Here is a 12,412-nt window from a genome sequence, read left to right on the forward strand (position 1 = left end):
TTACATTACCCTCCCTATTGTTTCAGTCCCTCCAGGAGAGATCTGTGCTAAAGACTTTAAGTAATGTAGTGCTTTTCGTCGCTCTGCACTAACGATCTCGTTCACTTCATCCCATTTCACCCTACTAGCCAGAAGATGGTCCTCTTCATAAGTTTCAGTTATTTTCCGATCTTCGAGGTTCATTACTTTTAATATATTTTCTAAACGACTATTTACCTGGTTACTTGAAACCAGCAATTCTGTATAAAACTCCTTATTAAAGAGAATGGAGAAGGCTGTGCCATGAAAAGAGTTTGTTACCACGTATCTCGCATTAAAAAAATACCTTACAAACTCACGAGGAGATATACTATGGATGTTTTCGTAGGGCGCATTCAGTATTTTCTTAAATGAACGTCCAAACACCAAAACCTTGCTCCCAGTCCTCCTTGCTAAATCACTTATAAACCTCTTCATTGTATCGGTAAGTTCAAATGAATAGACAAGAATATAATCATCTTCTTGAGGGGGAGTACACCCCATCTTCTCTGCCCACATCTCACCCGAAAGCAAGAACACAGGGTCAATATGCTGTTCCGGTCTCAAGCCGCATATAGCATAAACGAGCTCACATCCTTGGCTCTCCCTTACTGATAAATGCGAAAAATCGAGTAAAAGACGTCTGTATTCTTCGTAATATTCCTCAGGTATAGTGTCCACACCAAAACTAGCTGCGTAGGAATACTTCATATCCCGATCAGTTATAAAATCCAAGAAGTAGTTCTTATCAAAATTAAGCGCTCTGTAATTCCAAACTTGGTCGCTTCCGCAGATGATCCTATCATATTCGTTGTTGCAGGAGCTTAAGTCCTTGCTATCCAGGTTCATTTTAGGAGAAAGTATAAGATAATCCCTCCTGAACTTTTCATAAGCTTCATGAGTTCTTTTGTCCGAGGATGCATGTAATACGCATGATATGCGCTCTTTTATGCCACTACATTCCCTATAGGATTTAACCCTATATAAGTCTTCCATTAAGGGATTGCGATAATCAATTATTTCGCAATCAGCCCCTAAAGATAGCATGGTTTCTTGCAAGGCATACGCTTGCAGGAGTGCCCCATAGTTTAAGGCTCGATGAAAAGTCATTATGCCAATTTTCATACTTCCCTCTCCTTTAAAGCTTCCTTCTCCTGTAAAGCTTTATTTTTGAACCGTTTAGCCTTCGCAAAATCTGAAATAATACTTCTCTATCAGCGATTAAGTTATAGGTTATTACTACGACCATACTCCAGAGGGCAACTCCTATTGCCGTGAGAAACCATTGCCCAAAACCTCCTGTATCAATAACAAGGAAATGAAAGGGTAAATTTGTGATACCAAACATTAGGATACCGTTAAGTATACGTATAAAGGACTGTCTGCATGGCAGCTTCGTTACATTTTTTGACATAAATATTACCAAGTCAATATCGCGATATAGATTAGATATTATGAGGGCAATTAAAACCCCGACGATACCCCAAAAGGGTGTTAAAAGCAAGGATAATCCTATGGCGATAGCCGTTTGAATCATCGTCGAAGGTTTAGTCTCTTTGAAAACCCCAGCCGAACCGATGAGTGTTCCTGCGGGTGTCTTAAAGCTATAAGCGAGACCATTTAACACAAATAGAAACGCTACTAAGGGTTCTAGGTAATTAACGTCATGGATACCCGCTGTATAGATCCGAATAAAGGATAGGTAGAGAATATTCATGCAGGAATAGGCCCAAATCATAAGCATGAAAAATAGGAGTTCATATTGTATATATGTTTTTTGTAACACCTCGGTTTCCTTTTTGGCGATCATATCACCGAACGATGCTGAAAACCCATTCGTAATTGACGCCAGTATCGAAAGAATACTTGCCGCCACCATATTATATATGCTATAGACACTGACAACTTTTAAGTTGCTAAAGAAGGTGAGCATAACAACCGGCAGCGCATTCTGGACTAACCCAAGCAATTGTAAAATCATGGCATCCCAACGTTTATTTAAGGCCTGATGATCAGGGGTAACCGAATAATCTACATATTTGTAGTTTCGACGCACATAGATATTTAAAAGAAGACTTCGCAAAATAAAGCTAGTTAAAGCCACTGTTCTTACGACAACAACGCTACAATTAAAATACATAGTAAGGACGACCAGAAGGAAATTTATAATACTCGCAAGCGTTGATGCATTTGCGACAATGTAATATCGCTGATCTGCCGTGAGTAGTGCTCGATATCGAGAAAGAGTAAAGAAATCAAAGGCTCCATTAAAACCCAGTACTAAAACCAGAATTCCCATCTCTATATTAGTTAAGGAATTCGTCTTAATGACAGAGGGGTAAATGAGAGCTAGACATAAGACTAAGCCGCTAAAAATATAGCCAATGTGAAAGTAAAACTCTTTGGCAGCAGCTAATATTTCATTGACTCTATTATGATTATCTTCAGCCAAAGGCAGATAAAGCGTCGTTGTCGTAGCACTTGCTAAACCTGCCTCAACCAAAGTGAAATAGGCAATAAACTGAGTAATTGAACTCACTAACCCATTGACCTCCGACCCAAAATTCGATAAGTATAGACGTGGCAATATCAATCCGATGAGCATGGCTACTAGCTGCATCGTAATAGCGGAAAAGGTGTTTTTAATTGATGCCTCAAGCCTCATTACTCAGCGCCCCTCTATGTCTAATAAATAGCTTTAAATAATGTGACTTGAGGATGTGCCCAAAGAATTTAACATACATTGGCGTTTGGATTGTTTTATAGAGCGGCTCATCAATAGCAAACATTTCTGTCCACGCCAAAAATTGACCCATAGTTTTGCATTTTTTGAGAAACCCGCTCATATAACCAATATGGTGTAAAAAATTATACCCCGTACCTACTGGATTATTAAATTGAAGTCTCATTCCTTGAAGAGTATATCCATCCCTTTTATATTCAAATAGATAACATATACGATTATCTAAACGCATGGGGGCAATAGCACTGATCTGATCATAGAACACTGTTTCAGTCACAAACTTCTCCCCCGCAAACTGTGGAAATGAATACGGTTTAATCGCCTCGGTAAAGAGAATAATGGCTGCCTCGCCGCGGTACCGGTATTTTTGATAAAGTTCATTTAACGTTGCATATTGGACATGATGTGGCCAATTCATTCCTTGAGTATGACCGCTAAAGTCACTTTTGCGCATATAAAACCCCAGTATCCTTTTTCCTTTTTCCTCTTCATATAAATCATATATGAACTGAACAGCCTCCCTAGGCAAACGATCATCTGAATCGACACAGAAAAACAAGGGTGTATGGCAAAGCTCCACCCCCTTATTATGGGCTATATGCTTACCTTGGTTTTCTTGTTTATAGTAGCGTATAAGAATTTCACCATCGTTAATCCAATTCGCGACGAGTTCGGCTGTGTCATCACTTGACCCATCATCAACAATTAGCCACTCAAAACCTCTGTTGGATTGGCGAAGCAGGCTCTCATACAGATCAGACAATAGGTATGCTCGATTAAAGGTAGGAGTGAAGATTGTCACTACATTCATTTCCTTATACCTCTCAAAAGAAACTGTTTTACATGTGACATCTTTCTCATGCCTTCATTGCCAATGGCTCGTGTTAGAGAGCTTTTTAATCTATGTGACCAAGGCAGCCACGAACCCGAGAAATGATGAATGGTATGTGTGTTCTCGGTCCTGACTATTTCTCCAGTTTCGTAGGACTTAGCACAGAACCAGTCCAAAGGGTAAAATGACACATCGTCAAACGCTTGCAGCGTATTATCCAGATTAATGGGATACATATTTTTAGTAGTATTGGTAATTATCTTTACATTCGTCGTTTGATCATAGCTACCATCCTCTTTGATGAACACTCTATCATCATAGTCTTTTATTAACTCTTTAATCCACTTATTCCCTTTCTTTGCCCCAATAATTCCCGTGTTTATATAAGCCTCACCTTCGAACCCCGAAAAGGCGGGCAATTTCATGAATTCATCCAAAGGTTTGATAACCTCGACATCGGTATCCATGTAAATTCCGCCAAAGTCATAAAGTACCTTTAAGCGAACAAAGTCTGTCACAAAAGCCCATTTTCTACTCTCGTTGGCCTGCTGCACATATTGGTTACATGCCAAATCAAAATTTTCTTCATTCCATTCTCGAAGCTCAAAATCTGGAAGCACCCTTTTCCAGCTATCTATGCATTTAACAGCAAGAAGTGGTAGTGAACTTCCTCCGAACCAACAATAATGGATGATCCGGGGAATACCATTATCACTGCACAATTTTAAGCACCCCCTTTTTCTGATTCTCATATTGGGCAATTGAAACTCCCCAAAAAAAAGCCAGATAAATAAAGTAGGTAGGATAAATGACTAAATGACTTGTTGTCGACATTACTAAAAATATGATTAGTGAAGACGCAAATTGTGCTACTAAGACAAATTTATCTCGATACATTCTGTTAAATACTCTAAAGAGAGAAATAATAAACGAAATGTAAAAAGCAAACCCTGAAAGTCCATAATCAAATAACACTTCCAAAAAGTCATTATGAGCACTTAATTCAAAAGGAGAATATCTTAGTACTGCATTATAGCCATGCCCGAATAGCCACTCCAAAGCAGTGGAGTTAAACTGCATGTTGATTGTAGTCTTCCATACTATATCTCGATTAGATCCGCCGTCGGTTTGTAATGCTTGCAGGCGAGCTAGCCAGTCTAAATTAAAATATTGACTTAGGTACTCGTACAAATAAGCAACCCCAATGCTGACAGTTAGCACAACCCCTAAGGCAATTAGTGTATTTTTGATATTATGTTCCTGCTTTTTGGCTTGACTTGATGTAATAAAGAAGTAAAAAAAAACTGCTAATACGGCTGCTATTAACGCTGTTCTCTTTAGCGAAACAATCACGCAGGCAAATATAACAAATATCCCAAATACTTTAAGATAAGTTTTTTGTAAGGTTAAGATAATCGGTAGAAATATAAGTACATAATATATACCATTAACCTGCACTTGAAAAATTAGATAATACAAATAGGCGATGAATGGCAAGGTAAGAGCAACAATGTAAAAGGGACCTCGTGAATTTTGGCTTTTCCTCGTGACTATATAGGAAGCAATATAGACAAAGATCCAAAGCACTATAGAGATAATGGTTAGTAAAAAATCTCCATCCATATATTCACCGTTTATATATGTGGATAGAATTGCTAAAATAGCAAAAAGAATAAGTTGAACTACTATATAAGGCAATTTATGTTTAATTGTAAATAAGAAAAGGATAAGGGCACCTATAGATACAATGACTAGCATACCAAATGGTACTACATAAGGATTTAAGGGAACTTGCATATTCTTAGCAAATATTAATGTCATTATTATGGTAAAGGGGGCAAATATCCATAGCCCATAATCTTTCCCCACATGCTTACCTCCTGAGTGCTTTGAGAAATGCATTTATGAAAAAATACAACCTTATACTAATCACAAACAAAATAACTTTGCCGCGATTTCTTAAGGATAGTGCTCGTTTGATAAGAAACCCCTTACTAATCAACGGATTATATTCTTTTCGATAAAGGCGACCTATTTGAAATCCATACAAATACAAGGTTACTAAATCATCATTTAAGAGACGTATTAACTCTTTATCTTCTAAAGTTTTATATATCCCCGCTAACTCATAACACGTTTGTATAAGATCGATTCCGTTAACTGTCAAGTCGGCCTTCTTGGTAATTGACCCCTCGCGAATTAAATAATTATAGAAAGTTAAATTCGTACCCATTACTTCATTGGCCCTCAGAAAAGCTCTAGGCGTAAATTGAGCATCTTCATGAAGAATTCCAACTTTGAATTTTAATTGATGCGCTAAAAGAAATTCCCTTTTAAATAGATTAGGGCAGACAACCCTATGCATCGTTTTGGTTTTAAGCTCGTTCTTTAAAAAATCCGCTCCTGCTATCGTCTTTGCTTGGGTATCTAAGGCATGGCTCATTTCGAATACCTTGCTACCTTCTATTCTTCTGACATTGCCCGCCACAATATCAGGCTTTTGATTGTTCATGATATCAATCAAACGTTCACAGGCATTAAGATCAATATAATCATCTGCGTCGACAAATAGAATATATTCTCCCGTTGCGACACTCAGACCACTGTTCCTGGCCTCAGACAACCCGCTATTTATTTGATGGATCACTTTAATTCGTGAATCCTGCTTAGCATAGTCATCACACATTTCCGGGCAACCATCTGGGCTCCCGTCATCCACCAAGATTATTTCTAGGTGCGAATAGGTCTGATCCCTTATACTCCCGACGCACTGGTCCAAATGCCTTTCAACGTTGTAAATAGGAACAACTATCGATATCTTTGGGTTCATTACCTTCTCTCCTAACTCTCACCCCCGCTGCCTTTTCCCTCTTTAACACCACCCTCACCGTTTGCAGTAGAATCTTTATATCTAACCCTAAGGAATAATTGCATATATATATTAAATCCATCCGCAATTTATCCTCCGGACTCGTGGTGTACTTTCCCTTGACTTGAGCCAATCCCGTAATTCCTGGTTTTACAATCGTGCGATAGCTGTAATATGGTATGGTCTTTGTAAATTGACCAGCAAAAAATTCCCGCTCCGGCCGAGGTCCAACGAGGCTCATTTCCCCCTTAAGGACATTAAATAATTGTGGCAACTCGTCCAATCGTGTTCCCCGAAGAAAGGACCCAAACTCAGTAATTCGAGGATCCTTTTCAATAGCCAACACTGGACCAGTCTTCGCTTCGGCATTGTCTACCATGGACCGAAATTTCTTCATCTTAAACACAAAGTTACTTCTACCTAGCCTCTCTTGGCTAAAGATCGGAGATCCTGGCGATAGAATAGGAATCAATAAGTTTAAAAATATCATAAACGGGCTTATTATAACCAAGAGAATCAAGGCGACGATCAAGTCAAAAGCTCTTTTTATAAAACGTTGTGTGGGAGTTAATCCTAGCGGTTTAAGCTTGAACATTAAGCTATCATCAACATACTGAAGTTCAGCACCATAGACTAATATTTCCATTAGGTCCGGGACGAGAAGAACCTCCTCACCCCTCTCTAAGCAGGTGTTGATGATCTCCATTTCTTCCTTCAATAACCTCGTTTCTGAAGCTGAATTGCCAACACATAGTACTTTCTTATTTTCGGACGTTCGCTTCCAGAAGAGGTTTTTCCCCATCATTCTTCTCCCCTCCCCTAATTTCTCTTTCTTTCCATTGGTCATAGGAAGCCCCATCTCTAAATGCCTTGATTCCAGCATAAATCTGCCTAATAAGTTGTCGATAGGAAAATTCTGTCCTCGCTTTAAAACGTATGGCTAGGTATAAACCTGCCAGATACTTTACCCTCGGAAACACGTTGGCTATGACGACACCTTTATCAAAGAAGTATTTTTCAGTATATCCCATAAACCAGGTGGAGACCTCTTGTCTTACATCGGCGATTTTTTGGGGATAAGTATAAATTTTCAGGCCCTTCCGTAGAGCTTCCCGTAAAAACAACGTATCTTCGCCCGCCGAATACCTTGCCCCTCCCCCATACAATAAGGAAAACCAAATATTTGCCTTGGCTATGCTCTCCCGTTTAAAGACAATCCGCGGTGCACCATATCTAGCAAAATTAAATAAACGAACCCTCTTAATTTTGCCAATACATCGTTTATCAACTATTGAAACACTGGAAGCAGGCAAAAAATCAAGATGAAAAATTATTATATCAGCATCTGATAATTCATTAAAAGCACGACTTACCACTTGGGGATAATCGGGATTGTAAATCAGATCTTCATCACCTATTACGCAAAGATCAGCAGTAGCATGAAGCAACGCTATATTTCTATTTCTACCGACCCCTCTGTCCTTGGTTGATACAACCTTCAACGTATTGCCATCAATGCTGTATTCCTCATACTCATAGTGATCCGTCTGATTAGCAATCACCGCATTGGTCTTTAACCCTAATTTAAAATAAAGCTCCGCATCTTTTTGATGCATAGCGGCTACCAACACTTCTATTGACCACATCCCTTGACTCCTCCCAGTTTTCCAAGAGATTTTTCAGACCCACTTTTGTGGTGACTACAGCAATATCTTGTTTATCTTGCTTACTCAGCCATTGACACAGTTGCCGAAATTCATCAGCATCCCAATACCAGACATCTTGACCATAGCCTTTGTCCTTAGATTCAAGAATGCTATGTAGCATCAATATGTTCCAGGACTTACTGCTAATACTTCTTTGCAACAATCTTATGACTTGATTTGCTGAATGAGACCTTTTAATCTCACTAGCCGGTAGCATAAAGGGCTGGTTCATTGGCAATAAAATACTATTATGTTTAAAGAATGTTTGGAAAAGCAAACTTGATCCTGTGAGCCACTGTAAAATGAATAGGATTCGCATCGGCCATCGTTTGCATTTGTGAGAATGGCCCGTTCTTACATACTTAATGTTGTTCTCCATAAAGATCGGTGCAGTCTTTGCTAGGTTTTGAGCCGTTAGCTCTGAATATGGGCTGGCAAAACCTGGATAATCAGGATCAATGACGCCCCATCCTCTTAACTTTATCAAACAAGCTCTTAGATCATTAACCTCAGTGATGTGTGTATCCCCATGGGAAGCTATCTCAAAGCCATAGTTAAAGCATTCTTTAACCTGTTCGATAGTCATGGCTCCGTCAACAGCCGAGGGCCAATTAGTAACTGACCAAGAGCCATCTACCCAGCCTGTGGTGACGTTAATTGTGCCAACAAGGCCGTATTCTTTCATAATTTTGAATGCTACTCGATAGGTATCTTCTCGACCGTCATCAAAAGACAAGGTCACCATGGCTTGTTTTCCCATGATACTGCAGCACTTCCTCAAAGCTTCTAGTTTTTTCTTTGAACGAGACTTCAAACACTAACTCTGGCTTGGGTAGCCTTATGCACCTTATTCCTGAACCAAGGAGTTTTAAAGGCCCCTACAATCGATCCCAAGCCATAGCTTGTATGCATCACAAAAAAGATCAGCATCAGTAATGGAAGCTGATGATACGTTTCCTGCTGGGCTAATCTCATGGAGAATATAATATTAAGAATAAAATAGAGCCACAACTCTATCACTAAAACCCAAGCAAGAGTCTGTAACCAAGACGCTGTCAATAACCCCACGAGCACTGCCGTACCGATACCAATCAATGAACTGACGAAAACAAATGGTACGAAGTGCCGAATGGATAATGAACCTGGACTTAGGACTAAAGTAAACATATTCCAAAGTCCATTATCGTGACATTGTTTCGCAAGACCACGAATCGTTTCCCGGTTATTATAAAAAGCCTTAAGGTCCTTGGACATAAAAATCCTGCCGCCTCCCTTGCGTATGCGGTAGTTAAATTCCTTATCCTCGCAGCGAGCCAATGACTCATTGAACAAACCAAACTTCTCAAAAGTCTCGCGTGGAAAGGTTCCAAAAGGAACTGTTTTTACTTCCCCGTCGATTCCGCCCAAACGAAAGACAGCATTCCCCACTCCAAAGGAGCAAGAAAGAGCAAGAGATATGACCTTCCCGATTCGAGTTTTACCAGTTGCAATGGCAATCCCTCCGACATTATCTGCTCCAGTGTCCCTGGCAATCTCCACGCATTTTTTCACGTAGTCACAATCATACGTCGTATGAGCATCCATCCTTACGATGTATTTTCCAGTGGAGGCCCGGATACCCAAATTAAGCGCACTGGCTTGAATACGTTGAGGATTTTCAAGCAATCTTAGGTTACTCCTCCCAGCTTCTATTTCTTGCTTTACGACCTGAATCGTTTGATCGCTTGACTTACCGTCGATAACGAGGATCTCCATTTTATTAACAGGGAAACTCTGTCCATAAATAGAATCTAAGCATGTTTTAATAAACCGCTCTTCATTATAGGTTGGAATAATAATTGAAACTTCAAGCATGGAGATCACCTTTCTTAACCGAATACATTTGGCTATAATAATCCAGAGTCAATTCCAATCCCTCTGTCAGAGAGAAACCTGGTTTCCAAAAGAGCAACTGTTGAGCTTTATTGTTATTTAAATAACAAGTTTTTATATCTCCGGGTTTTGCTTCCAAATAGGCGGGCTTGATTTCGGTACCACAAATCTCGTTCATTCTCTCTAACAGCTTTGTCACTTCTGTGGCTTGGTTCGTACTAATATTAAATACCTGACCATCTCCTAGGTGCAAAGCAGCTAAGTTCGCTAAAGCTACATCCTCTACATAGATAAAATCCCGAGTTTGAGTACCATCTCCAAAAATAACCGGTTGCTTACGCTGGAGAAGCCTATCCATGAAAATCGAAACAACTCCCCCCTCCCCTTTCGGGTCTTGGCGTATACCGTAAACGTTAGCATAACGAAGGATGGTATATTTCAATTGAAATAAATCAGAGAAGCTCTTCAAGTATTGCTCTGGTGTCAGCTTAGAAACTCCATAAAAGGAAAGTGGTCTTAAAGGATGTTTTTCATCAATCCCTAGATAAGCTGGATTACCATAAACAGCTGCTGAGGATGCATAGACTATTTTTTCAACATGAAACTTTACGCAGCAACGTAGAAGGTTAATTGTTCCTAAAATATTGGTTGCCGCATCTGAAGAGGGATTAAGGATTGAATTGTGAACATTGATTTGAGCGGCCTGATGAATTACATAATTCGGATGTTCCAGCTGAAAAACTGCTTCTAGGCTCGCATAGTCTAGTATATCGACCCTGTAAAAGACCGAAGAAGCATTGATATTTTCTTCTTTACCTGTGGATAGGTTATCGACAACCAACACTTCATATTTATCCCTTATTAAATAATCCACAATATGGGATCCGATAAAACCGGCTCCACCAGTTACGAGAACTTTCACACACTTACACCTTACCTTTATATACTCCTCTGTTATTGAGGCTCTTGCATTGCGGGCCTTGGGACATAGAACTCATGACACAGCTTTTCTCCGGGAATTTCGTGGAGATGCCGGAGTACTTCCTTATATGCAAATGGATTTCGGGATACCCGGTGAGCATCAGATCCAATAAAATGAATCAAATGATTTTGAAGCAGAAGTTTAGCTAGACGCAAGGGTTGTGGACCGTATTTTCCACTTAGGCTTCTTAAGTTCAGTTGAAAGAGGATACCTTTCTTTGCCCATTCAAGTAGACGCTCCGGCTTTTCACTTAAAGCCTTATAGCGCTCCGGATGTGCAAGAACCGGGGTTATTCCATTAACTTGTAGGTTGAAAAATACATGATCCGTATAGAGGGGTATTTCTAGCAGGGGTAGCTCAACAAGTAAATACTTCTTTGTATTCCCTAAGGTGAGTAGCTTTCCCTCAAGAACCCAGTTCACCATATCTGGGAATATATAATTCTCTGCGCCCGGTAAAATATCCACATGGATGCCAGCCTCTAAGATACACTTTTTTACCCGTTCTGTCGCAGCCAGGATTTCCGCCGGTTTCGCATAACTATTTCCATCCATGACATGAGGGGTAGCGATAAGGGTATTAAATCCTGCTTCCTGCAACTGACGCACTATTCCTAGGGTCTCATCCATGCTGCTCGCACCGTCATCTATTCCAGGAAGAATGTGACTATGAATATCCATCATCGGACTGATACCTCTTCGTTGAGCCTTCAATGATAATCGTAGTAATATTCATTGGCTTTTATCTTCACTTTATTTAGGACAGCTCCGAGAATCTTGGCCCCGACTTGATCTAGCAATTCCTTGGCCCGTTTTGCCTGCTCCTTAGTCACTTTGCTTGAGGTAAGAACTAAGACGACCCCATCAACCTCTTGGGCAAGAATAGCCGCGTCAGTAACTGCAAGGATGGGAGGGGTATCAAAGAGAATCACGTCAAACTGTTCACTAAGTACCCCTATTAAATACTTTAGCGACTTAGAGCTGAGAAGTTCTGCAGGATTCGGGGGGATGGGTCCAGCTGTAATAACCCGAACACCTGGAACTGCGGTTTCACGAATATAGCCCTTAAAGTCAGGTTTCTGGGCTACTACCTCCATTAAAGCAACCGAAAGCCCTTCCCCATTTTCCACCTCGAAGAGTTTGTGCTGAGTGGGTTTGCGCAAATCAGCATCTACCACAAGAACGGACTTTCCTGACTGCGCCATGCAAACTGCCAAATTTGAGACCACGAATGATTTCCCCTCCTCAGGGCAGGCACTTGTGATCATTATTTTCTTGACGCCCGAATTTGCACTCACAAACTGAATATTTGTTCTGAGTGTACGATAAGCTTCAGAGATTGGGGATTTAGAATTTTCTAAGTTCATTAATGAATTTGGCATTACAGCCAT

General features: G+C 40.1%; 13 protein-coding genes. All 13 read right to left on the reverse strand.

Annotated elements, in window-relative coordinates:
• Genes AAC978_RS04800 through AAC978_RS04860 form a run of 13 tightly spaced genes read right to left on the reverse strand, consistent with a single transcriptional unit; the run spans position 1 to position 12,403 of the window.
• Positions 1–1,143: a polysaccharide pyruvyl transferase family protein gene (locus tag AAC978_RS04800; protein ID WP_341546872.1), complete on the reverse strand. Its 1,143-nt coding sequence runs from the start codon at positions 1,141–1,143 to the stop codon at positions 1–3.
• 13 nt (positions 1,144–1,156) lie between these two features.
• Positions 1,157–2,683, reverse strand: coding sequence for a lipopolysaccharide biosynthesis protein (locus AAC978_RS04805; protein WP_341546873.1), 1,527 nt, complete (start codon positions 2,681–2,683; stop codon positions 1,157–1,159).
• Positions 2,673–3,572: a glycosyltransferase family A protein gene (locus AAC978_RS04810; protein WP_341546874.1), complete on the reverse strand. Its 900-nt coding sequence runs from the start codon at positions 3,570–3,572 to the stop codon at positions 2,673–2,675. The genes AAC978_RS04805 and AAC978_RS04810 overlap by 11 nt, the downstream gene beginning before the upstream one ends.
• Positions 3,569–4,315 (reverse strand): glycosyltransferase family 32 protein, encoded by a 747-nt coding sequence (locus AAC978_RS04815; RefSeq protein ID WP_341546875.1) that lies wholly within the window; start codon positions 4,313–4,315, stop codon positions 3,569–3,571. The genes AAC978_RS04810 and AAC978_RS04815 overlap by 4 nt, the downstream gene beginning before the upstream one ends.
• The gene (locus AAC978_RS04820; RefSeq protein WP_341546876.1) at positions 4,305–5,462 is read right to left on the reverse strand and encodes an O-antigen ligase family protein; all 1,158 of its coding nucleotides are present in this window, start codon (positions 5,460–5,462) and stop codon (positions 4,305–4,307) included. The genes AAC978_RS04815 and AAC978_RS04820 overlap by 11 nt, the downstream gene beginning before the upstream one ends.
• A gap of 4 nt (positions 5,463–5,466) precedes the next feature.
• The gene (locus AAC978_RS04825) at positions 5,467–6,423 is read right to left on the reverse strand and encodes a glycosyltransferase (RefSeq protein ID WP_341546877.1); all 957 of its coding nucleotides are present in this window, start codon (positions 6,421–6,423) and stop codon (positions 5,467–5,469) included.
• Positions 6,380–7,267, reverse strand: a complete 888-nt coding sequence (locus AAC978_RS04830; protein ID WP_341546878.1) for a sugar transferase — start codon at positions 7,265–7,267, stop codon at positions 6,380–6,382. Before AAC978_RS04830 ends, AAC978_RS04825 begins: the two co-directional genes overlap by 44 nt.
• Positions 7,224–8,108, reverse strand: a complete 885-nt coding sequence (locus tag AAC978_RS04835; RefSeq protein ID WP_341546879.1) for a hypothetical protein — start codon at positions 8,106–8,108, stop codon at positions 7,224–7,226. The genes AAC978_RS04830 and AAC978_RS04835 overlap by 44 nt, the downstream gene beginning before the upstream one ends.
• On the reverse strand, positions 8,047–8,928 hold the full coding sequence (locus tag AAC978_RS04840; RefSeq protein WP_341546880.1) for a polysaccharide deacetylase family protein: 882 nt from the start codon (positions 8,926–8,928) through the stop codon (positions 8,047–8,049). Before AAC978_RS04840 ends, AAC978_RS04835 begins: the two co-directional genes overlap by 62 nt.
• Before the next feature lie 50 nt (positions 8,929–8,978).
• Complete coding sequence (locus tag AAC978_RS04845) at positions 8,979–10,022, reverse strand: glycosyltransferase family 2 protein (RefSeq protein ID WP_341546881.1); 1,044 nt, start codon at positions 10,020–10,022, stop codon at positions 8,979–8,981.
• Entirely contained in the window at positions 10,015–10,962 is a 948-nt protein-coding gene (locus AAC978_RS04850; protein ID WP_341546882.1) for an NAD-dependent epimerase/dehydratase family protein, read from the reverse strand. The genes AAC978_RS04845 and AAC978_RS04850 overlap by 8 nt, the downstream gene beginning before the upstream one ends.
• A 32-nt stretch (positions 10,963–10,994) precedes the next feature.
• Complete coding sequence (locus AAC978_RS04855) at positions 10,995–11,705, reverse strand: tyrosine-protein phosphatase (protein ID WP_341546883.1); 711 nt, start codon at positions 11,703–11,705, stop codon at positions 10,995–10,997.
• Between the two features lie 26 nt (positions 11,706–11,731).
• Positions 11,732–12,403, reverse strand: a complete 672-nt coding sequence (locus AAC978_RS04860; RefSeq protein ID WP_341546884.1) for a CpsD/CapB family tyrosine-protein kinase — start codon at positions 12,401–12,403, stop codon at positions 11,732–11,734.
• Positions 12,404–12,412: the final 9 nt, after the last annotated feature.

It is taken from the genome of Desulfitobacterium sp. THU1 (genome assembly GCF_038181555.1).
Classification (GTDB): domain Bacteria; phylum Bacillota; class Desulfitobacteriia; order Desulfitobacteriales; family Desulfitobacteriaceae; genus Desulfitobacterium.